At 61.0% G+C, this 24,641-nt stretch carries 21 protein-coding genes; 14 read left to right on the top strand and 7 right to left on the bottom strand.

The window, feature by feature from the left end; genetic code table 11:
* Window positions 1–57: 57 nt before the first annotated feature.
* The 3 genes from amn to PspS34_RS24500 all read right to left on the bottom strand — a co-directional run bounded on the left by amn (window position 58) and on the right by PspS34_RS24500 (window position 5,832).
* Entirely contained in the window at window positions 58–1,557 is a 1,500-nt protein-coding gene (gene amn, locus PspS34_RS24490) for an AMP nucleosidase (protein WP_173677927.1), read from the bottom strand.
* A gap of 166 nt (window positions 1,558–1,723) precedes the next feature.
* A complete protein-coding gene (locus PspS34_RS24495) occupies window positions 1,724–3,373 on the bottom strand; it encodes an acyl-CoA dehydrogenase family protein (RefSeq protein WP_159390343.1) in 1,650 nt (549 codons plus the stop codon).
* 74 nt (window positions 3,374–3,447) lie between these two features.
* On the bottom strand, window positions 3,448–5,832 hold the full coding sequence (locus PspS34_RS24500; protein WP_154862126.1) for a hybrid sensor histidine kinase/response regulator: 2,385 nt from the start codon (window positions 5,830–5,832) through the stop codon (window positions 3,448–3,450).
* 314 nt (window positions 5,833–6,146) lie between these two features.
* Between PspS34_RS24500 and PspS34_RS24505 the strand changes: the two genes are divergently transcribed.
* The 4 genes from PspS34_RS24505 (at window position 6,147) to PspS34_RS24520 (ending at window position 9,672) form a co-directional block, all read left to right on the top strand.
* On the top strand, window positions 6,147–6,944 hold the full coding sequence (locus tag PspS34_RS24505) for a hydroxymethylpyrimidine/phosphomethylpyrimidine kinase (RefSeq protein ID WP_008052407.1): 798 nt from the start codon (window positions 6,147–6,149) through the stop codon (window positions 6,942–6,944).
* A gap of 31 nt (window positions 6,945–6,975) precedes the next feature.
* Window positions 6,976–7,599, top strand: a complete 624-nt coding sequence (thiE, locus tag PspS34_RS24510) for a thiamine phosphate synthase (RefSeq protein ID WP_150814330.1) — start codon at window positions 6,976–6,978, stop codon at window positions 7,597–7,599.
* Between the two features lie 10 nt (window positions 7,600–7,609).
* Window positions 7,610–8,893: a glutamate-1-semialdehyde 2,1-aminomutase gene (hemL, locus tag PspS34_RS24515; RefSeq protein ID WP_154862125.1), complete on the top strand. Its 1,284-nt coding sequence runs from the start codon at window positions 7,610–7,612 to the stop codon at window positions 8,891–8,893.
* Between the two features lie 224 nt (window positions 8,894–9,117).
* Window positions 9,118–9,672: a tetratricopeptide repeat protein gene (locus PspS34_RS24520; RefSeq protein ID WP_102670792.1), complete on the top strand. Its 555-nt coding sequence runs from the start codon at window positions 9,118–9,120 to the stop codon at window positions 9,670–9,672.
* Between the two features lie 122 nt (window positions 9,673–9,794).
* Here the strand turns inward: PspS34_RS24520 and PspS34_RS24525 are convergent, their stop codons facing one another.
* A complete protein-coding gene (locus PspS34_RS24525; RefSeq protein WP_008052403.1) occupies window positions 9,795–10,124 on the bottom strand; it encodes a DUF1820 family protein in 330 nt (109 codons plus the stop codon).
* A 134-nt stretch (window positions 10,125–10,258) separates the two neighbouring features.
* On the opposite strand from PspS34_RS24525, the gene miaB reads away from it, so the two are divergent.
* The 5 genes from miaB to lnt all read left to right on the top strand — a co-directional run bounded on the left by miaB (window position 10,259) and on the right by lnt (window position 15,663).
* Window positions 10,259–11,587 (top strand): tRNA (N6-isopentenyl adenosine(37)-C2)-methylthiotransferase MiaB, encoded by a 1,329-nt coding sequence (gene miaB / locus PspS34_RS24530; RefSeq protein WP_154862123.1) that lies wholly within the window; start codon window positions 10,259–10,261, stop codon window positions 11,585–11,587.
* Window positions 11,588–11,791: 204 nt separating this feature from the next.
* Window positions 11,792–12,799 (top strand): PhoH family protein, encoded by a 1,008-nt coding sequence (locus PspS34_RS24535; RefSeq protein ID WP_008022966.1) that lies wholly within the window; start codon window positions 11,792–11,794, stop codon window positions 12,797–12,799.
* Window positions 12,792–13,286, top strand: coding sequence for an rRNA maturation RNase YbeY (gene ybeY, locus PspS34_RS24540; RefSeq protein ID WP_154862122.1), 495 nt, complete (start codon window positions 12,792–12,794; stop codon window positions 13,284–13,286). Before PspS34_RS24535 ends, ybeY begins: the two co-directional genes overlap by 8 nt.
* 5 nt (window positions 13,287–13,291) lie before the next feature.
* Entirely contained in the window at window positions 13,292–14,131 is an 840-nt protein-coding gene (locus tag PspS34_RS24545) for an HlyC/CorC family transporter (protein ID WP_046028710.1), read from the top strand.
* 8 nt (window positions 14,132–14,139) lie between these two features.
* Window positions 14,140–15,663: an apolipoprotein N-acyltransferase gene (lnt, locus tag PspS34_RS24550; RefSeq protein WP_154862121.1), complete on the top strand. Its 1,524-nt coding sequence runs from the start codon at window positions 14,140–14,142 to the stop codon at window positions 15,661–15,663.
* Window positions 15,664–15,802: 139 nt separating this feature from the next.
* Here lnt and PspS34_RS24555 read toward each other — a convergent pair whose 3' ends face one another.
* Together PspS34_RS24555 and PspS34_RS24560 are read right to left on the bottom strand one after the other, a co-directional pair.
* Entirely contained in the window at window positions 15,803–16,561 is a 759-nt protein-coding gene (locus tag PspS34_RS24555) for a YdcF family protein (protein WP_154862120.1), read from the bottom strand.
* A gap of 104 nt (window positions 16,562–16,665) precedes the next feature.
* A complete protein-coding gene (locus tag PspS34_RS24560) occupies window positions 16,666–16,986 on the bottom strand; it encodes a hypothetical protein (RefSeq protein ID WP_008052397.1) in 321 nt (106 codons plus the stop codon).
* 280 nt (window positions 16,987–17,266) lie between these two features.
* On the opposite strand from PspS34_RS24560, the gene leuS reads away from it, so the two are divergent.
* From leuS to PspS34_RS24585, 5 genes are all read left to right on the top strand, one after another.
* A complete protein-coding gene (gene leuS, locus PspS34_RS24565) occupies window positions 17,267–19,873 on the top strand; it encodes a leucine--tRNA ligase (RefSeq protein ID WP_150814335.1) in 2,607 nt (868 codons plus the stop codon).
* Window positions 19,874–19,960: 87 nt separating this feature from the next.
* Window positions 19,961–20,566 carry an LPS assembly lipoprotein LptE gene (lptE, locus tag PspS34_RS24570; RefSeq protein ID WP_154862119.1) on the top strand — a complete coding sequence of 202 codons (606 nt, stop codon included), beginning with the start codon at window positions 19,961–19,963 and terminating at the stop codon, window positions 20,564–20,566.
* Window positions 20,567–20,605: 39 nt separating this feature from the next.
* The gene (gene holA / locus PspS34_RS24575) at window positions 20,606–21,643 is read left to right on the top strand and encodes a DNA polymerase III subunit delta (RefSeq protein ID WP_150814337.1); all 1,038 of its coding nucleotides are present in this window, start codon (window positions 20,606–20,608) and stop codon (window positions 21,641–21,643) included.
* Window positions 21,644–21,852: 209 nt separating this feature from the next.
* A complete protein-coding gene (arfA, locus tag PspS34_RS24580; RefSeq protein ID WP_003228536.1) occupies window positions 21,853–22,017 on the top strand; it encodes an alternative ribosome rescue factor ArfA in 165 nt (54 codons plus the stop codon).
* 61 nt (window positions 22,018–22,078) lie between these two features.
* A complete protein-coding gene (locus PspS34_RS24585; RefSeq protein WP_090451593.1) occupies window positions 22,079–23,401 on the top strand; it encodes a lytic murein transglycosylase in 1,323 nt (440 codons plus the stop codon).
* Window positions 23,402–23,518: 117 nt separating this feature from the next.
* On the opposite strand, the gene PspS34_RS24590 is transcribed toward PspS34_RS24585, so the two are convergent.
* Window positions 23,519–24,469 (bottom strand): LD-carboxypeptidase, encoded by a 951-nt coding sequence (locus PspS34_RS24590; RefSeq protein WP_057713161.1) that lies wholly within the window; start codon window positions 24,467–24,469, stop codon window positions 23,519–23,521.
* Window positions 24,470–24,641: the final 172 nt, after the last annotated feature.

Consider the following 24,641-nt stretch of genomic DNA (forward strand, 5'->3'; position numbering starts at 1 on the left):
TAACGGTCAGGGCTGCTAATGCTAGTGCCCTGACCGCCAAATGACCATGACAAACCGTTAGCGGAACGGCGGCTCGTCGAAGCTGCGCAGTTTGCGCGAGTGCAGCGAGTTGAGTTCGGTGCGCAACAGATCCACCGCCTCGATACCGATCTTCAGGTGCTGGCTGACCGCGCGCTCATAGAAAGCGTTGGCCGAGCCCGGCAACTTGATTTCGCTGTGCAGCGGCTTGTCCGAGACGCACAGCAACGTGCCGTACGGCACTCGCAAGCGATAACCCTGCGCGGCAATGGTGCCGCTTTCCATGTCCACCGCCACGGCGCGGGACAGGTTGATCAGCGGCCGTTCCTGCGCCCAGCGCAGCTCCCAGTTACGGTCGTCGTAGGTCAGCACGGTGCCGGTACGCAGGCGTTTCTTCAGTTCGTCGCCCTTCTCGCCGGTGACGTTGGCCGCCGCTTGCTGAAGCGCGAGCTGCACTTCGGCCAACGCCGGAATCGGAATGTTCGGCGGCACCACCCGGTCGAGAATTCCGTCGCGACGCATGTAGGCGTGGGCCAGCACGTAGTCGCCAATGGTCTGCGACTGACGCAGGCCGCCGCAGTGACCGATCATCAGCCAGCAGTGCGGGCGCAGCACGGCCAGGTGGTCGGTGATGTTCTTGGCGTTGGACGGGCCGACACCGATGTTGACCAGGGTCACGCCGTGGCCATCGCTGGCGATCAGGTGATAGGCCGGCATCTGGTAGCGATGCCAGACCACCCCGGCGGCAATCGCCGAGGCTTCGCCGTGATCCATGCTCTTTTCGATGATCACGTTGCCCGGCAGCACCATGCGCACGAAACGCGGATCGTTGCGCAGTTGCTCCAGACCATGGACGATGAACTGATCCACGTAGCGGTGATAGTTGGTCAGCAGAATCCACGGCTGCACATGCCGCCAGTCGCTGCCGGTGTAATGCACCAGTCGGCGCAGGGAGAAATCCACCCGCGCGGCATCGAACAGCGCCAGGGGCAGCGGGTCGGTGTTTTCCCAGTCGTACAGACCGTCGGCAATGCCGTCGGTCGCCGCCGACAGGTCGGTACTCGGGAACACCCGCGCCAGTACGGCGGCGGTGACGCCGGAGCCCGCCAGCTCATCGCCCTGCTCGACCACATACGGATACGGGATGTTCTGCTGGCTGACTCCGACTTCCACGGTCACGGTGAAGTCGTGCATCAGCGGAACGAGCTGTTCCAGCAGGTATTTACGGAAAGCCGAGGGATGGGTGACGGTGACGCTGTAGGTGCCCGGCAGCTGGACCTTGGCGTAGGCACGGGTGGTCTGCGGGACTTCGCCCTGGCAGTGATAGGTCAGGCGCAATTCGGGATAGCGGAACATCGAGCGCTGTTCGGCATCGGGCTCGACGCGATCCTTGAGGTAGCGCTTGAGCGCCTGGCTCAGCGCGGTGGTTGCACGATTGTGCAAGAGTGCAAGCCGATCCACGGCTTGCTCGGCGGTTTGAACGACAATAAAAGCTTCGGTCACGATCAGCATCCTGTGTTCTGACTTGCAGACCTTCATCTTGCCTGCATCGTCGCTTCACGGGAACAGTGGCATGTTGGCGATGTGCATAGAGAACAACTGTGGGAGCGGGCTTGCTCGCGAAAGCGGTCTTTCAGCCACATCAATGTTGAATGTGAAACCGCATTCGCGAGCAAGCCCGCTCCCACATGGGGCCAAGTGGTGATCAGAAGCCCTGCGGAGTCGAGCGCGCGACAATCGCTTCCACGTCCAGCCCTCGTGGTAACGCGCCATACACTCGGCCGCCGCCATCCAGGCGACTGGCAATAAACGCATCACTGACCACCGCATTCCCGGCTTCCAGCAACAGCTTGGCCTGCAGCCCCAGGGCAATGTCTTCAGTCAGTTGCCGGGCGCGGTACTGGATGTCGCTGGTGTCCTTGAAGGCCGCCTGCAATTGATGGATGTGCGCAGCCAGGCGCTTGTCGCCATGGCCATCGCCCAACTCGCTGAACAGCGCATCGAGCACTCCTGGTTCTTTCGACAGGGCACGCAGCACGTCGAGGCACTGCACATTACCGGAGCCTTCCCAGGTCGAATTCACCGGCGCCTCGCGGTAAAGCCGCGGCAGGATGCTGTCTTCGACATAACCCGCGCCGCCCATGCATTCGGCCGCTTCGTTGATCATCGCCGGCGCCCGTTTGCAGATCCAGTACTTGCCCACCGCCGTCACCAGGCGGGCGAATTTGGCTTCCTGCGAATCATCCAGATGATCCAGCGCCCGGCCCATGCGCAGGCTCAACGCCAGGGCCGCTTCGCTTTCCAGCGCCAGATCCGCCAGCACGTTCTGCATCAAGGGCTGTTCGCTGAGCAGTTTGCCGCCAACCGATCGGTGAGCGCAGTGATGGCTGGCCTGGGTCAGCGCCTGACGCATCAGCGAACTGGAACCGACCATGCAATCGAAGCGGGTCATGGCGACCATTTCGATGATTGTCGGAACGCCACGGCCCTCTTCACCGACCATCCACGCCAGTGCTCCACGGAACTCCACTTCGCTGGAAGCGTTGGAGCAGTTGCCGAGCTTGTTCTTCAAGCGCTGGATATAGAACTGATTGCGCGTGTCGTCCGGACGATGGCGCGGCAACAGGAAACAGGTCAGGCCCTTGTCGGTCTGCGCCAGTGTCAGGAAGGCGTCACACATCGGCGCCGAGCAAAACCACTTGTGCCCCACAAGTTCATAGGCCTGGCCCGGACCGCTGGCGCCGACCGGATAGGCCTTGGTGGTATTGGCCCGCACGTCGGTACCACCCTGCTTCTCGGTCATGGCCATGCCGATGGTGACTCCAGCCTTGTGGACCATGCCGACATTGCGCGGGTCGTATTCGGTGGCGAGGATTTTCGGCAGCCACTTTTTCGCCAGGTCCGGTTGCAGGCGCATGGCCGGAACGCTGGCGAAGGTCATGGTCAGCGGGCATCCACTGCCGGCCTCGGCCTGGCTGTGCAAATAGGTCATGGACGCGCGGGCGACATGGGCGCCGTCCTGCGGGTGCGCCCAGGGCAGCGAGGTCAGGCCGTGTTCGACCGCCGTGCGCATTAATTGATGATAGGCCGGATGAAACTCCACCAGATCAATGCGATGACCAAACCGGTCATGGCTGTTGAACACCGGCTTGTTCTGATTGGCCAGGAACCCGGCTTCCATCAACGGGCCACCGGCCAGCGCGCCATAGGCGTCGATCCGCGATTCGGCCCAACCGGCCCCGAAGCGCCGCGACCATTCCTGCAACGGCAAGTCAATGCGGTACAGGTTGGCGCCGTCCAGTGACGGTGGCTGGTTGGTGACTTCGTGGGTTTCGGCGAACTGATGCAGGTTCATGACAGGGCTCCTTTGGTCGGCCAAGGGACTTCAGTTAAGCACCGCCCCTCGGCCGATCAAAGTGTCATATACGCCTAACTGTCGGCGCTTTCGCCCTGTTTCGGGCAGAGCACACGGCGGTAGAGCGCGGCCTGCAAGTCTTCGAATTTCACCGGTTTGCTCAAGTGATCAATCACTGCGCCGGTCGGGCAACGTTCTCGGTCACCGCCCAGAGCGATCATGAACAACGGCAGCTCGGCATAACCGGGTAAAGCGCGGATCCGGCAGCACACCGACTCACCGTCCGGCAGCGGCAACTGACAATCGACCAGCACCGCGTCAAACACTTCGCGCTGCAACAGATCGAGCGCGACATCGACGCTGTTGGCCGTACGTACGCGAAAGCCCAGCTTGAGCAACATGCCGCGCATTACCAACTGGCTGATGCCGTTGTCATCCACCAACAGCACGGCACAATCCTGAGGCAAGCGCAGGCGCGGAAAATCCCGGGTCATCAACGGTGTCACCGGACGTTCGACCTCCGGCAGCCCGACTTCCACATCCAGCTGAAACCGACTGCCGCGCCCTGGCTCGGAGCGATGAGTCAGCCGCCCACCGAGCAATTCGACCAACTGTCGGCAAATCGCCAAGCCAACCCCCAGGCCACCGTATTCACGGGTCATCGAGCCATCGAGCTGGAAGAACCGTTGATACATCGTGGCCTCCCCTAAATCGGTGAAACCAATGCCCGTGTCGATCACCGCAAAGGTCAACGCCAGCCGGTCGGGCTCGATGGTCTTGCCGGTCACCCGCAGCGCCAGACCGCCGACCTTTGTGAACTTGATGGCGTTATCCAGCAGGCATTCCAGGCACTGCGCGATCTTGACGTTGTCGCCGAGCAAGCGATCCGGCACACCTGGCGCGACATCGACCTTGAAGTCCAGCGACTTGCTCGATGCGTTGCCCTCGAACTGCGTGCGCAGTGCCTCGACCACGCCACGCAAGCTGAAGGTGTCGGCCGAGGCCTTGAGTTTGCCGGCCTGCAATTCAGTGAGGGTGAGGATGCCGTTGACCATGCGCATCATGTCCCGCGCCGACCCCGAAGCCGTCTGCTGGTAGTACTCGAGTTCCGGGTCCATCTCGACCGTCTGCATCAGCTCCAGTGAACCGATCACACCATTCATGGGCGTGCGCAATTCGTGGGTCAGGGTGGCAAGGAACTCGTCCTTGAGCTTGTTACTGTGAGCCAGTTGCTGGTTGAGGACTTCAAGCTTCTGGCTGGCGTCGAACAGGGTTTGAGCCTGCTGCTCGCGCATAGCGTTGATGCGGTCGGCCAGCGCCAGGGACAGCAACGCCACTTCGATGGCCGAGCCGATCTGACTGGAATACATGGTCAGGAACACGTTCGGCAGGTATCCAAGCACCATCAGCGTATTGACGATGCCACCGAGTAAAAACGCCGACCAGGCAATGATGAAATACCGCGCCACCCGCAGGCCCCGCAGCCAGGCAAAGATCCCGGCGGCAAAAATCACCACGGTGAATGTCAGCGCCAGGGCCGTGGCCAGGCGCAAGGCCAGGGCATAGCTGGTCATCAATGACAGGCCGATCACCAGCGCACTGAAGGCAACCAGCGCCAGCAACAAGCGGTCAAGCCAGCGACTGTGGGTAGCCATCTGCAGGAAACTGCGGGCGAACTGACTGCCGAACAGCCCCGCACAGCCGATGAAAAACGGCGTCGCAGCGTTAGCCCACCACGGATTGTCCGGCCAGAAATACTGCACGGCCGCACCGTTTACCGACAGCTGATACAAGCCGAACGAGGCGATATAAAAGATGTAGTAGAGGTAACTGGTGTCGCGCACGCTGAGGTAGATGAACAGGTTGTAGACCAGCATCCCCAGCAGTACGCCGTAGATCAGCCCCAGTACGTAGAGGCGCACGGGCTGCTCTTCGAGGTAGGCGGTGCTCGACCACAAGGTTACCGGCGCCTGGATCGAGCCTTCGCTTTGCAAGCGCATGAATACGGTTTCGGCCTGGTCCGGCTTGAACGTCAGGTCGAACAGATAGTTGTTCTGACGAATCTCGCGGCTGGCGAAGGGCAAGGCATCGCCGGTCTGCCTGACCAACTGATAGTTGCCGGCCGCATCGGGCAAATAGAGATCGAGATGATCGAGGGGCGGATAGGCCAGTTCCAGTAGCCAGGTCCTTTGCGCCGCCGGATTGGCTGGACGGTAATACAGGTCGATTTTCAGCCAGAACACCGAACGCGAGTACCCGGCGTTAAGCGTATCTTTGTGGTGCGGCTTGAAGTTGCCGGCCGCCGCTTGCGCACGGATATCCGCGATGGTCGCCTGACCACCTGCGTCCTCATAGACCTGCAGGGTTCGGCCCAAGGGAAGGCTTTGAGTGAACTCATCGAACTCGACGGCGTTTGCCAGGAGGGGCAAACACAACAGCAACATCAGCAAATAGCGCATTGAAGCCCCAGCGTGGCCTGTCCGGTTCTGTCAGGAAGCCCCCCATTCCTTTTGAGCAGACGTAAAACCGGTATCACCTGTTATTGGTTTGGATCCACTCTAGCATAGCCGTTGATGGCCATTAAACACCATTGAAATTTTTCCTACGAAGGCTCTAGAACGGGCGTTCCAGCGAAGATTATTGAGATAGAGCTGTTGACTTGATCAGATAATAAAAATGCACTGCGAACAGTGAGCGCCTTCGCCACAATCTATCGGCCGGACCGGATGTCGTTACACCCGAAAAACGTTGTTTGGTGGTAAGCTCGCGCACCATGAATATCTACAGCTCTCGCCCCGTTGTCCTCTGTCTCTCCGGCCACGACCCAAGTGGTGGCGCCGGCTTGCAGGCAGATATCGAAGCCCTGCTCGCACAGGGTTGCCATGCGGCTCCGGCCGTCACCGCCCTGACCGTGCAAGACACCGTCAATGTCACTGACTTCCGCGTCCTGGACCGTGAGTGGGTACTGGCCCAGGCCAATGCCGTGCTCAACGACTCCGAAGTCGCCGCCGTCAAACTGGGCATGCTCGGTTCCCTGGAAATGGTCGACACCGTGGTCGAACTGCTTTCGGCGCACCCGCACTTGCCGGTGGTCTGCGACCCGGTGCTGCGCGCTGGCGGCGGCGGACGCCTGGGCAAGGACGAAGTCGGCTACGCCATGCGCGAACGCCTGCTGCCCCTTTCGATCATTGCGACCCCCAACCTTCCCGAAGCCCGCATCCTCGCCGAACTGCCCGAAGGCACCGCGGACGAGTGCGCAGAAAAACTCCTGCCGTTCGTCAAACACCTGCTGATCACCGGCGGCCATGGCGACGAAACCGAAATCCACAATCGCCTGTACAGCCGCGATGGCTTGCGCGAAACCTACACCTGCCAGCGCTTGCCCGGCAGTTATCACGGTTCCGGTTGCACCTTGGCCAGTGCCCTGGCCGGTCGTCTGGCCCAGGGTGAAAACCTCGCCAGCGCCGTGCAGACCGCGCTTAACTACACGTGGCGCACCCTGCGCGATGCCGAGCAGTTGGGCAAAGGCCAGTTCGTGCCGCGCCGCTTGCCACTGGATTTCTGTTCGTAACTTCTATTTGTAATGCGGTGAGGCTTGTCCGATGAAACTACGTGGCCTGTACGCCATTACCGACAGCCATTTGCTGGAGGGTAAGCTGCTCAAGTACGTGGAGGCGGCGCTGGAAGGCGGCGTCACCTTGCTGCAATACCGCGACAAGAGCAGTGACGAAGCCCGTCGTCTGCGCGAAGCCGAAGCCTTGCGTGATTTATGCGAACGCTACAACACCCGGTTGATCATCAATGATGACGCTGAGTTGGCCGCACGCCTGAATGTCGGCGTGCACTTGGGTCAAACTGATGGTCCATTGTCTCCGACCCGCGCCCTGCTGGGTCGCGATGCAATCATCGGTTCGACCTGCCATGCGCAACTCGACCTCGCCGAACAGGCCGTCAAAGAAGGCGCCAGCTACGTCGCGTTCGGCCGCTTCTTCAATTCCAACACCAAACCCGGCGCCCCGACCTGCAGTCTCGACCTGCTCGACCAGGCACGCAGCAAACTGCACCTGCCGATCTGCGCGATCGGCGGCATCACCCTGGAAAACGCCGCGCCGCTGGTGGCCCATGGTGTCGACCTGCTGGCCGTGGTGCATGGCCTGTTTGGCGCCGAGAGCACGGCTGAAGTAACCCGCCGAGCCCGCGCATTCAATGAATTACTAAAAGTCTGAGAGCCCGATCATGTCTCGTTCCGAAACGCTGTTTGCCAATGCCCAGAAACACATTCCCGGTGGCGTGAACTCGCCGGTTCGCGCGTTCAAGAGCGTCGGCGGCACACCGCTGTTCTTCAAACATGCCGAAGGCGCCTACGTCACCGACGAAGACGACAAGCGTTATGTGGATTACGTCGGTTCCTGGGGTCCGATGATTCTCGGCCACAGCCACCCGGACGTACTGGACGCCGTGCGCAAACAGCTTGAGCACGGCCTGTCCTACGGCGCTCCGACCGAGATGGAAACGCAGATGGCCGACCTGGTCTGCTCCCTCGTGCCGTCGATGGAAATGGTGCGCATGGTCAGCTCCGGCACCGAAGCGACCATGAGCGCCATTCGCCTGGCCCGTGGCTTCACCGGCCGCGACAGCATCATCAAGTTCGAAGGCTGCTACCACGGTCACTCCGACAGCCTGCTGGTCAAGGCCGGTTCCGGCGCACTGACCCAAGGCGTACCGAGCTCGGCCGGTGTACCGGCGGCATTCGCCAAACACACCCTGACACTGCCGTTCAACGACATCGACGCGGTAGAAACCATGCTCGCCGAAGTCGGCCAGGATGTGGCCTGCATCATCGTCGAGCCAGTGGCCGGCAACATGAACTGCGTACCGCCTGCTCCGGGCTTCCTCGAAGGCCTGCGGACCCTGTGCGACAAGCACGGCGTGGTGCTGATTTTCGACGAAGTGATGACCGGTTTCCGTGTCGCCCTCGGCGGTGCCCAGGCGTACTACGGCGTGACGCCGGACCTGACCACCTTCGGCAAGATCATCGGTGGCGGCATGCCGGTCGGCTGCTTCGGCGGCAAGCGCGAAATCATGCAGCGCATCGCCCCGCTGGGCCCGGTGTACCAGGCCGGTACGCTGTCCGGTAACCCGCTGGCGATGGCCGCCGGCCTGACCACCCTGCGTCTGATCAGCCGCCCGGGCTTCCACGCCGAGCTGACCGACTACACCACTCGCCTGCTCGACGGCCTGCAACAGCGCGCCGATGCGGCCGGCATTCCGTTCGTGACCACCCAGGCCGGCGGCATGTTCGGCCTGTACTTCAGTGGTGCCGACGACATCGTCACCTTCGATGACGTCATGGCCAGCGACGCAGCCCTGTTCGGCCGCTTCTTCCACCTGATGCTCGAAGGTGGCGTGTATCTGGCACCGAGCGCATTCGAAGCCGGTTTCACTTCGATCGCCCACGGCGAAGCTGAACTGAAGCTGACCCTGAACGCCGCCGAGCGCGCCTTCGCGGCCTTGAAGTAACGTTCAAATGCTGACGCTGGCCCTTGCCAGCGTCAGCTTTCGCCTACGTTCCCACGATTTTTCCTACTCATCTGCTAATAATCCCCCGCAAAGTGGGCGATAAATTTCCCGTGCAGCAGAAAAACGAGTAAAGACTTTGTAAGGTTGGCCCTGCTTATTTCATAATGCGCGCTTATTGGATCCCTCGATGGGTCCGCGCGCCCTTCAGAGGTAAGTCGATTCCCATGAACCGCACCGGCCGCACCCTTGCACTGGGCTGCCTGTTGCTTCTTCAGCCCCTGCTCGCGCACGCACAAGCAGGCGGCAACTCGTTGTTAATCCCAGCGATGGGTCGCTGCACCCTCAATACCCAGCCGCAAGACCTGGAACAGGCGCTCGCCGCCTGCCAGAAAGCGTCGGAAGAAGGGGATGCGCAAGCGCAATACGAGTTGGGTGAGTTCTACTACGAAGGCAAAAACACGCCGCGCGACCTCAATCAAGCCCTGAGCTATTTCGAAAAAGCCTCGCTGCAAGGCCACGCCCAGGCACAATTCAAACTCGGCACCATGTTCTTCCACGGCGAAGGCGTGCCGGCCAATAACGTTCAGGCGTACATCCTGCTGAAGATGGCGGCGGTCAACGGCGCCGAAGAGGCCCTGGACACCGCCGACGAAGTCACCGAAAAGATGCCCCGCGAAGAACTGGAGCTTGCTACCCAGGTGCTCGGGCAAATCTTCCGTAAATACTTGATGGAATTGCAGAGCGCTGACGGGCGTACGCCTTTCTCGCCGCTACCCTGATTTCTGCGTCGACCTTTCTGACCCCTTCGCGAGCAAGCCCGCTCCCACATTTGAATTGCGTCGTACACAAATCAAATGTGGGAGCGGGCTTGCTCGCGAAGGGGGCGACCCGGTCTTGAGACTTACTTCTCAGGCATCGGCATCGGAAACGGCATGACATTGCCGACCGCGCCACGGGCTTCGCTGATTTTCGGTGTTCCCATACGCTCGACTTCATCGATACGCACGATCGAATGCATCGGCACAAAACTGCGCACTACGCCTTCGAACTGAGCCTTGAGCTTTTCTTCGCTCGGATCGACGACCACTTGCGTGCGCTCGCCAAAGACGAACTCTTCCACTTCCAGAAAGCCCCACAGATCACTTTGATAGATCTGCTTGGCGTACATTTCGAACACCTGGCCCTGGTTGAGGAAAATCACCTTGTAGATTGGAGCTTCACGTTTGGTCATGGTGGGCGAAACACATCGGGGGATAAAAATGAGGGCGCGAACTATAGCATAGCCATCGGACGCGCAGCGGTAGGAACCTGGGTACATGTTCCCTATAATGCGCGGTTCTTTGAATCACGTGATGACTCTATTCCATGGCCAAGAAGCTTTACATCGAAACCCACGGTTGTCAGATGAACGAGTACGACAGCTCGCGCATGGTCGATCTGCTGGGCGAACATCAGGCCCTGGAAGTCACCGCTCGCGCTGAAGACGCCGACGTGATCCTGCTCAACACCTGCTCGATCCGCGAACGTGCCCAGGATCGTGTCTACTCCCAGCTCGGCCGCTGGCGCGAACTGAAGCTGGCCAACCCGGACATGGTAATCGCCGTCGGCGGTTGCGTGGCCAGCCAGGAAGGCGCGGCCATTCGCGATCGCGCGCCGTACGTCGACGTTGTCTTCGGCCCGCAGACCCTGCACCGCCTGCCGGAAATGATCGACGCCGCGCGCATCAGCAAGCTGCCGCAAGTCGACGTCTCGTTCCCGGAAATCGAAAAGTTCGACCACTTGCCCGAGCCCCGCATCGACGGCCCGAGCGCTTACGTGTCGGTGATGGAAGGTTGCAGCAAGTACTGCACATTCTGCGTGGTGCCCTACACCCGCGGTGAAGAGGTCAGCCGGCCGTTCGACGACGTGATTGCCGAGATCATTCACCTGGCCGAAAACGGCGTGCGGGAAGTGACGCTGCTGGGGCAGAACGTCAACGGCTATCGCGGCCTCACCCATGACGGGCGCCTGGCCGACCTGGCCGAGCTGATCCGCGTGGTCGCCGCGGTCGATGGCATCGACCGCATCCGCTACACCACGTCGCACCCGCTGGAGTTCTCCGACAGCCTGATCCAGGCCCACGCCGACGTGCCGGAGCTGGTCAAGCACCTGCACTTGCCGGTGCAATCGGGCTCGGACCGCATCCTCGCGGCGATGAAACGCAACCACACCGCGCTTGAATACAAATCCAAACTGCGCAAACTGCGCGCCGCCGTGCCGGGAATCTGCATCAGCTCGGACTTCATCGTCGGCTTCCCCGGCGAGACCGAGAAAGACTTCGAGCAAACCATGAAGCTGATTGCCGACGTCGGCTTCGACTTTTCCTACTCCTTCGTCTACAGCCAGCGCCCGGGCACACCGGCCGCCGATCTGGCCGACGACACGCCGGAAGAGCTGAAGAAAGAACGCCTGAATGCCCTGCAGCATCGCTTGAACCAGCAAGGTTTCGAGATCAGCCGACAAATGGTCGGCTCGATCCAGCGAATCCTGGTGACCGATTACTCGAAAAAAGACCCGAGCGAGCTCCAAGGCCGGACCGAGAATAATCGTATCGTCAACTTCCGCTGCGACAATCCGACCCTGATCGGCCAGTTCGCGGACGTGCACATCGATGCCGCGCAGCCGCACTCGCTGCGGGGCTCGCTGATCCAGTAACACTGCATTCCACTGTGGGAGCGAGCTTGCTCGCGATAGCGTCAGGCCAGACAACTCATATGTTGAATGTCAGGCCGTCATCGCGAGCAAGCTCGCTCCCACAGGGATTGCGTACGACGTTGGTTATTTAAGAGCTTTCGCGCCCACGCCACTGGCGCTATCCTTGAACTCATCACCATTGCCCCAGGGCGGCTAAATACGACCTTGAACGCACCCATAGAACCACATCGTTTCATCCTCGAGCCTTTTGAAGCTCGCCGCTTCGCCAATCTGTGCGGGCAATTCGACGAGCATTTGCGCTTGATCGAACAGCGCCTGACCATCGAGATCCGCAATCGCGGAAACCAGTTCGAGCTGATCGGCGAACCCAAACACACCACCTCCGCGGAAAACCTCCTGCGCCGCCTGTACCGGGAAACCAAGGGTACCGAGCTGTCGCCGGACATGGTGCACCTGTTCCTGCAGGAATCGGCCGTCGAGCAGCTGGACAACCACTCCCCCGCCGAACCGTCCGTGGCCCTGCGCACCAAGAAAGGCATGATTCGCCCCCGTGGCTTGAATCAGCTGCGCTACGTGAAGGAAATCCTCGGTAACGATATCAACTTCGGCATCGGCCCGGCCGGTACCGGCAAGACCTACCTGGCTGTCGCCTGCGCGGTGGATGCACTGGAGCGCGAGCAGATTCGCCGCATCCTGCTGGTTCGTCCGGCGGTCGAAGCGGGTGAAAAACTCGGTTTCCTGCCCGGCGACCTGTCGCAAAAAATCGACCCGTACCTGCGCCCGCTCTACGACGCGCTCTACGAAATGCTCGGCTTCGAATACGTCGCCAAGCTGATCGAGCGCCAGGTGATCGAAGTCGCGCCGCTGGCCTACATGCGCGGCCGCACGCTGAACAACAGCTTCATCATTCTCGACGAAAGCCAGAACACCACGGTCGAGCAAATGAAGATGTTCCTGACCCGGATCGGCTTCGGCTCCACGGCCGTCATCACCGGGGACATCACCCAGGTCGACCTGCCACGCGGCACCAAGTCCGGCCTGCACCACGTGATTGAAGTGCTCAAGGATGTGCCGGGGATCAGCTTCACCCACTTCCAGCCCAAGGACGTCGTGCGCCATCCACTGGTACAGCGCATCGTCGAAGCCTACGAGCGCTTCGAAACCAAGGCGGCCGATGATGCCGCCGCCAAGGATAGCCGCCGCGATGCTTGAGCTTGACCTGCAAATCGCTACCGAAGCCTGCGCCCCCGGCGAGGCCGAGTTCCGCCAGTGGTGCGAACTGGCCCTGCGCCAGCGCACCGCCGACTCGGAGATGACCATTCGTCTGGTCGACGAAGCCGAAGGACGCGAGCTGAACCACACCTGGCGGCAAAAGGACTACGCAACTAACGTCTTGTCATTCCCGGCCGACGTGCCGGATGAGTTCCTCGACATCCCGCTGCTGGGCGATCTGGTGATCTGCGTGGCCGTGGTCGAGCGTGAAGCCGCCGAACAGGGCAAGGAGCTCAAGGCCCATTGGGCGCACCTGGTGATTCACGGCTGCTTGCATCTGCTTGGTTACGACCATATTGATGACGAAGAAGCCGAAGAAATGGAAGCACTGGAACGAACGTTGCTTGCAGAACTGGGCTTTCCCGATCCGTACGCGGACGACGAAACCGACGCATTCCCTACCGAAACAACAAAGGATTCAGAGTAATCGCTATGAGCGAAGATCGATCGAGCAACGGGCAGAAGTCATGGCTGGGTAAGCTCACCCAGGCTTTTGCCCACGAGCCGAAAAACCGCCAGGAGCTGCTGGAGCTGCTGCGCGATGCACACCAGAACAAACTGTTGGACAGTGAAGCGCTGGCCATCGTCGAAGGCGCCATCCAGGTGGCTGACTTGCAGGTCCGGGACATCATGGTCCCGCGCTCGCAGATGGTCAGCATCAAGGCGACCCAGACACCGCGCGAGTTCCTGCCTGCCGTGGTCGACTCGGCCCACTCCCGCTACCCGGTGATCGGCGAAAGCCATGATGACGTGATGGGCGTGTTGCTGGCCAAGGACTTGCTGCCGTTGATCCTCAGGGAGAACGGCGACAGCTTCAACATCAAGGACCTCCTGCGCCCAGCCACCTTCGTGCCGGAGTCCAAGCGCCTTAACGTGCTGCTGCGCGAGTTTCGCGCCAACCACAACCACATGGCCATCGTCATTGACGAGTACGGCGGCGTGGCAGGCCTGGTGACCATCGAAGACGTGCTGGAACAGATCGTCGGCGACATCGAAGACGAACACGACGTCGAAGAAGACAGCTACATCAAGCCGCTGCCCAGCGGTGATTTCCTGATCAAGGCCCTGACACCGATCGAGAACTTCAACGAGTTTTTCGACAGCGAGTTCTCCGACGACGAATTCGACACCGTTGGCGGCCTGGTGATGAGCGCGTTCGGGCATTTGCCAAAACGCAACGAAATCACTGAAATCGGCCCGTACCGCTTCCGCATCCTGAACGCCGACAGCCGTCGGATTCACTTGCTTCGCCTGACGCCCATTGCTCGCTAAGGATTGAAATGCGCTGGACAACCCGCCCCGGCTGGCCCGGTAACCTGCTGGCCGTGGCGGCCGGTGCAATCACCACACTGGCCCTGGCGCCGTTCGATATCTGGCCCCTGGCACTGCTCGCCGTCGGCCTGTTCTATGCCGGCCTGCGCGAGCTGAGCCCACGTCAGGCACTCGGGCGCGGCTGGTTTTTCGGTTTCGGCCTGTTCGGTGCCGGCACCAGCTGGATCTACTACAGCATTCACCACTTCGGCGGCGCTTCGGTGTTGCTGGCCGGTTTCCTGATGCTGCTCTTCACGGCGGCAATTGCCTGGTTCTTTGCCCTGCCCGCCTGGATATGGGCGCGCTGGCTACGCCGAAATGAAGCGCCGCTGGCCGACGCCCTGGCCTTCGCAGCGCTGTGGGTCGGCCAGGAAGCCTTCCGCGGCTGGTTCCTGACAGGTTTCCCGTGGCTGTATTCCGGGTACAGCCAGCTCGATGGCCCGCTGGCCGGGCTCGCGCCTATCGGCGGGATGTGGCTGATTTCCTTCACGCTGGCCCTGACAGCTGCGTTGATCTACAACGGCATGCGCCTGGTTCGCACGGGGCGCAAAGGCTTCATCGCTGCCGGTGTTTTGCTGCTGGTCGGCCCGTGGCTGGCCGGCATCGCGCTCAAGCACCACGCCTGGACCAGCCCGTCGGGCCCGCCACTGAGCGTCGCCGCCATTCAGGGCAACATCGAACAAAGCATGAAGTGGGACCCGACGCAGCTCAACGCGCAACTGGCGCTGTATCGCGACATGAGTTTCAGCTCCAGGCGAGTCGACCTTCTCATCTGGCCGGAAACGGCGATCCCGGTGCTCAAGGAGTCCGCCGAGGGCTACCTGAACATGATGGGCAGCTTCGCGGCCGAGCGTAAATCGGCGCTGATTACCGGCGTCCCGGTCCGCATGGAGGTCCGCCACGAGAAGCGCTTCTTCAATGGCATCACCGTTGTCGGCGAAGGCGACGGCACCTACCTCAAGCAAAAACTGGTGCCGTTTGGTGAATATGTTCCGCTGGAGGATCTGTTGCGCGGGCTGATCGCCTTCTTCGATCTGCCGATGTCGGACTTTGCCCGCGGACCATCTGACCAGCCGCTGCTGCAAGCCAAGGGTTATCAGATCGCGCCGTACATCTGTTATGAGGTGGTGTACCCGGAATTCGCCGCCAGCCTCGCCGCCCGCAGCGACCTGTTGCTGACCATCAGCAACGACACCTGGTTCGGCACCTCCATCGGTCCGCTGCAACACCTGCAGATGGCGCAGATGCGTGCGCTGGAGGCCGGCCGCTGGATGATCCGCGCCACCAACAACGGCGTGTCCGGCCTGATCAACCCGTTCGGTCAGATTACCGATCAGATCCCGCAGTTCGAACGCGGCATCCTGTATGGCGAAGTGGTGCCGATGCACAACCTCACGCCGTACCTGGAATGGCGTTCGTGGCCATTGCTCATTCTCTGCGTGTTGTTGTTTGGCTGGGCGCTGATCGCCAGTCGGATGGCTAAAACCGTTTAAAAGCTTCGCGAGCAAGCCCGTTCCCACATTTGATCGGCGTCGTACACAAATACAGAGACCGACTTAGATCCAGTGTGGGAGCGGGCTTGCTCGCGAAGGCGGCATCCCAGGCACCTCATCAACCAGCCCAGACATCACTTCAGTAAAACAACGAATAACCGATCTGCCCCACCGCCTCGTTCATCAACTGCCCGTTCTGCCAGATCGCCTTGAATTCCGGCATCCAGCCTCCCAGTGGCCGCGCATTGTCGCCGCTCAGAAACCCTACCGGCGCCGGCACCACCTCAAACCCGGCCTTGCGGAAACTCCAGACCGCTCGTGGCATATGCCCGGCATGAGTCACGAGCACCACACGTTTGATGCCCTGTGGCAGCAACACCTGGGCGCTGAACTGCGCATTTTCCCAGGTCGTGCGGCTGCGCCCTTCCTGCCAGCGCACGGTCACACCAAAATCGTCGCGCAAAGAGTCAGCCATCATCTGCGCTTCGCTTGGCGGAGTGCCGTAATGCAATCCGCCGCTGGTCAGTACCGGTAGGCCGGAAGCCTTGGTCAATCGCGCGGCAAAGCGCTGACGCTCCAGGCCTACACCCGTGGGTTGGTCGGAACCCCAGGCCAAGTCACCGCGCTCGCGTCCGGAACCAAGGACGACGATGGCGTCCGCGCGCTGGCCCAGCACTGCCCATTCGTCGCGGGCCAGCGGTGGCTCACGCTCGAGCAGGCTGGCACTCCACTGCACCACCACCGGCAGGCTCATCAGCCAAAGTCCCCCCAGCCCCAGTGCAAAGCACACACCGGCGAGCCTTGGCCTTGAGCGGCGCAACCACCAGGCAAGCAAAAGCAGCAGCAATAGAATGCCGGGGGGCAAAAGAAGTTGTTTTACAAAGTAACGAAAAGGCATCGAGCATCTCCTGGAGATGCCCGAAGCCTAAGTGGGTTAGCGCAATGCGACAATCAATACAGAAGAACTATGCTTCAAAAAACCGTTGAGCACGGCTCTGCGTCTTATTTGAACTGCAAAGACCGGACCTTTACCGCGTCTCTGCCGGGAACCTTGTCCTTGAGCCAGATGATCTTGGCCGAACGTGGTGCGTCGAGTTGCTTTACCGCCTCTGACAAACATCCGTGCGTCTCACGCTCACTGCGATCCAGATACGCCTTGACCAGTGCAAACTCTGCGGGGCTCAGGCCACGCAGTTCCAGTTCCAGAGGGCGTACGTCGCGCAACCGGCCAGCAGTTCTTGCCGCTTCCAAGGCCAGGGCCAAACGATCGATCAGCCTTTCGTACAGCTCCGGTTTTGTAGCTTTTTGCTGTGACTCAACCATCCCTCACCTCATTGGAAGATAAGACCTACTCCCCAGTTAGAGCTTAGCTTCCATGAACAAACCGGCTGAGCGCCGCGACCAACGGCCCTCGCGGCGGTTTTGCGGGACGCGCGGCAGCAATCAGGGTTTCCCTCGGTAGAGCGCGGTCATGTATGCTACGGCGCTTCCTGTAACTCCACTTCCAGCTCGGCTGGACATCGAAAACGCCAATGCGGCGTGTTCACCGTCCAGCGTTGCATTGAAGAGGATTAGGCCACCCCTATTCAGTTCAAAAGTAGCCATGCACGAACAATATCAGCCCCGTGAAATCGAAGCCGCCGCCCAGTCGTTCTGGGACGAGCAAAAGTCCTTTGAAGTCAGTGAACAGCCAGGCAAGGAGACTTACTACTGCCTGTCGATGTTCCCTTACCCCAGCGGCAAGCTACACATGGGGCACGTGCGCAACTACACCATCGGCGACGTGATCTCCCGCTACCAGCGCATGCAAGGCAAGAACGTTCTGCAACCCATGGGTTGGGACGCCTTCGGCATGCCGGCGGAAAACGCCGCGATGAAGAACAACGTAGCGCCCGCCAAGTGGACCTACGAAAACATTGCCTACATGAAATCCCAGCTGCGCAGCCTGGGCCTGGCGGTGGACTGGTCGCGTGAAGTGACCACCTGCAAGCCTGATTACTACCGCTGGGAACAATGGCTGTTCACCCGCCTGTTCGAAAAAGGCGTGATCTACAAAAAAAGCGGCACCGTGAACTGGGATCCGGTCGACCAGACCGTTCTGGCCAACGAACAGGTGATCGACGGTCGCGGCTGGCGTTCCGGCGCGCTGATCGAAAAGCGCGAAATCCCGATGTACTACTTCAAGATCACCGCCTACGCGGATGAACTGCTGGAGAGCCTGGACGAACTGACTGGCTGGCCTGAACAGGTCAAGACCATGCAGCGCAACTGGATCGGCAAGTCCCGCGGCATGGAAGTGCAGTTCCCGTACAACGTCGATTCCATCGGCGAAGCGGGCGCGCTGAAAGTCTTCACCACCCGTCCGGACACCCTGATGGGCGCGACCTACGTCGCCGTCGCCGCCGAGCACCACCTGGCGACCCTGGCCGCACAGAACAACCCTGAGCTGCAAGCGTTCATCGCTGAATGCAAGGGCGGCAGCGTTGCGGAAGCCGACGTTGCGACTCAAGAGAAAAAAGGCCTGCCGACCGGCCTGTTCGTTGAGCACCCACTGACCGGTGAAAAGCTACCGGTATGGGTCGCCAACTACGTGCTGATGCATTACGGCGACGGTGCGGTCATGGCGGTTCCTGCCCACGACGAGCGCGATTTCGAATTCGCCCACAAATACAACCTGCCGGTCAAATCCGTGGTTCGCACCAGCTCCGGCGACAGCAACCCGGCACCATGGCAAGACGCCTACGGCGAGTACGGCACGCTGATCAATTCCGGCGAGTTCGACGGCCTGGACTTCGCGGGCGCCTTCGACGCTATCGAAGTCGCACTGATCAAGAAAGAACTGGGCGCCTCGCGTACCCAATTCCGCCTGCGCGACTGGGGCATCAGCCGTCAGCGCTACTGGGGCTGCCCGATCCCGATCATCCACTGCGGCACCTGCGGTGACGTGCCGGTACCGGAAGATCAACTGCCTGTCGTGCTGCCGGAAGACGTCGTACCCGATGGCGCCGGTTCACCACTGGCGCGCATGCCCGAGTTCTACGAGTGCAGCTGCCCTAAATGCGGCCAGCCTGCCAAGCGTGAAACCGACACCATGGACACCTTCGTCGAGTCCTCGTGGTACTACGCCCGCTACGCCTCGCCGCACTTTGAAGGCGGTCTGGTGGAAAAATCGGCGGCCGACCACTGGCTGCCGGTGGATCAGTACATCGGCGGTATCGAACACGCGATTCTTCACCTGCTCTACGCGCGCTTCTTCCACAAGCTGATGCGCGACGAAGGCCTGGTCAGCTCCAACGAGCCGTTCAAGAACCTGCTGACCCAGGGCATGGTGATCGCCGAGACTTACTACCGCCGCGAAGCCAATGGCGCTTACACCTGGTTCAACCCGGCGGACGTCGAGCTTGAGCGTGACAGCAAGGCCAAGGTCATCAGCGCCAAGTTGAAAGCCGACGGCTTGCCGGTGGAAATCGGTGGCACCGAGAAGATGGCCAAGTCGAAGAACAACGGCGTCGACCCACAGTCGATGATCGACCAGTTCGGCGCAGACACCTGCCGCCTGTTCATGATGTTCGCCTCGCCACCTGACATGAGCGCGGAATGGTCCGACTCCGGCGTCGAAGGTTCGCACCGTTTCCTCAAGCGCGTCTGGCGTCTGGCTCAAGCCCACGTCACTCAGGGCCTGCCGGGCAAACTGGACGTCGCCAGCCTGAACGACGAGCAGAAAGCCGTTCGTCGCTCGATCCACCTGGCCATCAAGCAGGCCAGCCAGGACGTTGGCCAGAACCACAAGTTCAACACCGCCATCGCGCAAGTGATGACGCTGATGAACGTACTGGAAAAAGCCGCGCAAGGCACCGACCAGGATCGTGCACTGATTCACGAAGGCCTGGAAACCGTGACTCTGCTGCTGGCTCCGATCACCCCGCACATCAGCCACGAGCTGTGGAATCAACTGGGTCACGCCGATCCTGTGATCGACGCCGGTTGGCCGGTGGTGGATGACAGCGCTTTGGTACAGGACAGCCTGCAACTGGTGATTCAGGTCAACGGCAAGCTGCGTGGCCACATCGAAATGCCGGCCAGTGCCAGCCGTGAAGAAGTCGAAGCCGCCGCCCGTGCCAACGAGAACGTGCTGCGCTTCGTCGACGGTCTGACCATTCGTAAAGTGATCGTAGTGCCCGGGAAACTGGTCAATATCGTCGCCAGCTAATTGGATCAGGCGCCAGGTGAGCCTGGCGCCGAGTAAAACCTTTCGGGCCGCTTGATCGGCCCACATGGTTTCAAGGGGAGCAACAAGATGATCAAACGCAATCTGCTGGTGATGGGCCTCGCGGTTCTGCTGAGCGCCTGCGGTTTCCAGCTGCGCGGCACCGGCACCAATGAACTGGCGATCAAGGAACTCGACCTGAGCGCCCGTAACGCTTATGGCCCAACCGTTACCCAGTTGCGTCAGGTACTGATTGGCAGCGGCGTCAACGTCTATACCGGCGCTCCTTACAAGCTGGTACTGACCAATGAACAGGAAAGCCAGCGCATCCTCAGCTACGCAGGTGCCGGTCGTGCCGGTGAGTACCAGGTCACCACCGTGTTGAACTACGACATCCGTGGTCGCGGCGATCTGCCCCTGTTGAGCGACAAGCTTGAAGTGCAGAAGATCTATATGCACGACGGCAACAACCTGGTGGGGTCCGACCAGGAAGCCGCAACGGCCCGCACAGAAGGCCGCCGGGAGTTGGTTCAACGCATGATGCTGCGCCTGGAACAACTGAACCCCACCCAACTGGACCAGTTGCAGCAGACTGCCGAAGCCAAGGCCAAGGCTGACGCCGCGGCGCTGGAAGCGGCAAAGAAGGCTGAAGCGGATACCCCGCGTCAGTCGCCTGTCGAACTGCCACAGCAGTAAGACTTACGGGGCGCCTGTGCGCCCCGTTCGCCCTCTCTTATGAAACTCGCCCCCGCCCAACTCGCCAAACACCTGCAAGGCGCCCTTGCGCCGGTCTATATCATCAGCGGCGATGACCCGTTGTTGTGCCAGGAGGCGGCCGACGCTGTTCGCGCTGCCGCCCGCCAGCAGGGATTCGATGAACGCCAGGTGTTTGCCGCCGACGCCAGTTTCGACTGGGGGACGCTGCTGCAAGCCGGCGCCAGCATGTCGCTGTTCGCCGAAAAGCGCCTGCTGGAACTGCGCCTGCCGTCCGGCAAACCCGGCGACAAGGGCGCCGCCGCGCTGATCGAGTACTGCTCGCGCCCGGCCGACGACACCGTGCTGCTGATCAGCTTGCCGAAACTCGATGGCAGCGCTCAGAAAACCAAGTGGGGCAAGGCGCTGGTCGAAGGACAACAGACCCAGTTCGTGCAGATCTGGCCGGTCGATGTCGCCCAACTGCCAAGCTGGATCCGCCAACGCTTGTCCCAGGCCGGGCTTTCCGCCAGCCAGGACGCCGTTGAGCTGATTGCGGCACGGGTCGAGGGCAACTTGCTGGCCGCCGCCCAGGAAATCGAAAAGCTCAAACTGATGGCCGAAGGGGGTCAGATCACCGTTGAAACCGTGCAGGCTGCGGTGGCCGACAGTGCGCGCTTCGACGTCTTTGGCCTGACCGATGCGGTTCTCAATGGTGAAGCAGCCCATGCCTTGCGCATGCTCGAAGGGTTGCGCGGTGAAGGCGTCGAGCCGCCGGTGATTCTCTGGGCCCTGGCCCGAGAGTTGCGCCTGCTGGCCAATATTTCGCTGCAATACAGTCAGGGCACGCCGCTGGACAAGGCTTTCAGCCAGGCCAAACCTCCGGTCTGGGACAAACGAAAACCCTTGATGAGCAAAGCCCTGCAACGCTACTCGGCGCAACGCTGGGCGCAATTGCTGCTCGAAGCACAGCGCATCGACGCGCAGATCAAGGGCCAAGCGGCCGGTTCGCCGTGGATGAGCCTGAGCCGGCTGACGTTGTTGATGGCCGGGCAACGCTTAACCCTACCCGCTGAATAACACCGCCCCCTGTAGGAGCGAGCTTGCTCGCGATGTTCGTTAACGATAACGCAGACTTTCTGATTTAACGCAGCGCCCTCAAGTGCTTCGCGAGCAAGCTCGCTCCTACAAAGAACGGCGCTTTTTCCGACAGCCACCGGGACTAGACAGCCCCTCAACTTCGGCCGATGATTTGCCCCGCAAAAACCACTCACTTGCGAGGCACCATCATGAGCAAAAAGCCATCAAAGCATGGCCCCAACAAGGCCAAATCCATCATCGCCCAGCCATTGTTCCGCAGCCGCCAGGAACGCCCCACCAAGGGCAAAGGCAGCTACCGCCGCGAAGCCTTCCAGTCTGACAGCTGGGAGGCTTCTTACTTTCTGGCTGCGTAAAGCAGAACACCCCTTCAACATGTTAAGGTCTGTACCTGATTCGTATTCCCTGGACCCGTGCATGCCCTTTTGTCTTCCCCATCGTTGGCACTTACGCCAATTGATCGCTGCCTCCAGCCTTGTTTTGCTTGTCGCCTGTGCGGAAAAACCGACCGCAGCCGACGCTCAGCCGCTTCAGACACTTCCTGTCGCTACCGCCCCGGCGGTTGTTCCGCCGGTGGTTCCGACGGGTGAGAACCTCGACATCCAGCCTACCCAGACATTTGCCGAATGGCAGGCGGGTTTCCGCAAGGATGCCCTGGCCGCTGGTATCCGCGCCGATCTTTTTGATCGCGCTTTCGCCAATGTCAGCTTCGACCCCAGTGTGATTCGTGCCGATCGCAGCCAACCGGAATTCGCAAAACCGGTGTGGGAATACCTCGATGGCGCGTTGTCGCCGCTGCGGGTACGCAAAGGCCAGTCACTGATCGACCAGTACGCCGACATCCTGCAAGGCATCGAGCAGCGTTATGGCGTTGATCGTCAGGCGCTGGTGGCCGTTTGGGGCATGGAAAGCAATTTTGGCCAGTTCCAGGGCAGCAAGTCGGTGATCAACTCGCTGGCGACCCTGGCCTACGAAGGCCGCCGTCCCGGCTTCGCCCACGCGCAATTGATCGCGGCCCTGCAAATCCTGCAACAAGGCGACATCGAACCCGAAAAGATGCTCGGTTCCTGGGCCGGCGCCATGGGCCAGACCCAGTTCATCCCGACCACCTACAACACCCACGCCGTTGATTTCGACGGCGACGGCCGTCGCGATATCTGGAGCAGTTCGGCTGATGCCCTGGCCTCGACCGCGCATTACCTGCAAAGCTCCGGCTGGCAGAGAGGTCAGCCGTGGGGCTTTGAAGTTCAGCTGCCGAGCGGCTTCAACTACGTACTGGCCGATGGCACGATTCGCAAGAGTGTTGCCGAGTGGCGCCAATTGGGCGTTACGCTGCCCAACGGTGGCCAGGTTCCGGCAGGCTCGGAGCAACTGTCTGCGGCACTGCTATTGCCGGCTGGCTACCGCGGCCCCGCGTTCCTTGTGCTCGACAACTTTCGTGCGATTCTCAAGTACAACAATTCGTCGTCCTATGCCCTGGGCGTGAGCCTGTTGTCCGAACGCTTCAATGGCGCAGGCTTGATCAGCGGTACGTGGCCAAAGGATGACCTGCCTCTGAGCCGTACCGAGCGGATCGAGCTGCAAAGCCTATTGAGCGCGCAAAACTATGACGCCGGCACCGCCGACGGGATCATCGGCGCCAACACCCGCAAGGCTATCCGCAGCGCCCAACAGTCGTTTGGCTGGCCGGCAGATGGGTATCCGACGCACAAGTTGCTCGAAGGACTGCGTAACCGCTAAAAGCATCGCGGGCAAGCCCGCTCCCACAGGTTCAGGGGCGTTCACATGATTTGTGTACGACGCGGACACTGTGGGAGCGGGCTTGCCCGCGAAGACTGACTGACAGGCGATAAAAATCTAGCGCCTGGCCACCACATCCTGCTCCAGCATCAATTCCTTGTTTCCGGCATCCAGCCTGACCAGCGCCCCCATGGGTAACGTCAGGTTCGGGTCGCAATGGCCGCTGCGCCACCCGGACAGCACCGGAATCTTCAATGGCTCGAAGATCTGCTTGAGCAACCTGTCCAGCGCCGCCACCTCAACCCCCGCCACATCCCCGACCAACACGCCGCGCAGCTTGTGCAACGTGCCTGCCAGCCGCAGATGGGTGAGCAACCGGTCAATGCGATACAGCGGCTCGTTGATATCCTCGATCAACAGAATGACGCCCTCGGCGTCGATCTCGTAGGGCGTGCCCATGGTCGCGGCGATCATGGCCAGATTGCCACCGAGCAAGCGCCCGTGAGCCACGCCTGGCTCGATCGTGGTCAGCGGGTAGGCCACCGGATGCGCCAGCACTGTTCCCGCCCTCACCTTCCCTCGCAGCATGTTGAAGAACGAAGACTCGGTAGGTATTTGCTTCTCACCCAGCAGGTCGGCATTGAGCAACGGACCATGAAAGGTCACGAAGCCGGCATAACGACTGATCGCCAAATGCAGCGCAGTGATGTCGCTGTAGCCGACGAACGGCTTGGCGTTGTCACGCAGCAAATCAAAATCGATGCGGTCGAGCAGCCGGGGCGTGCCATAACCACCGCGCAGGCAGATGATCGCATCCACCTCGCTGTCGGCGAACGCTGCATGCAGATCGTCGAGTCGCACCTCGTCACTGCCGGCCAGGTAGCCGTTTTTTTCGTAGACCCCGGGAAACACTTTCAGTGAATAACCCCGGGCACGCATCCATTGCACCGCCTTGTCGGTGTCCAGCGGCGCGGGACCGGCGGGTGCGATAACGCCGATCATGCCTTCCGACGGCAGTGCCGGGACGGGAGCATGAGGGCAAAGGGTGAGGGTCGGTCGAGCGGTCATCCGTGAATCTCCCTGCGTGAAAACATCAGCACACAGTAGTCAGGAACGGGGACAAACAGAAGAGGAACCGTTGCCCCGCAGGTTGCAGGAAAAGGCAGCCGTTGTCGTAGGCCAGGCAAAAAAACGCCCGCAAGGCTTTGAAACCTTGCGGGCGTTTTATGCTTCACAGTCG

The sequence above is a fragment of the Pseudomonas sp. S34 genome, from assembly GCF_009866745.1.
In the GTDB taxonomy this organism is placed as follows: Bacteria; Pseudomonadota; Gammaproteobacteria; order Pseudomonadales; family Pseudomonadaceae; genus Aquipseudomonas; species Aquipseudomonas jessenii.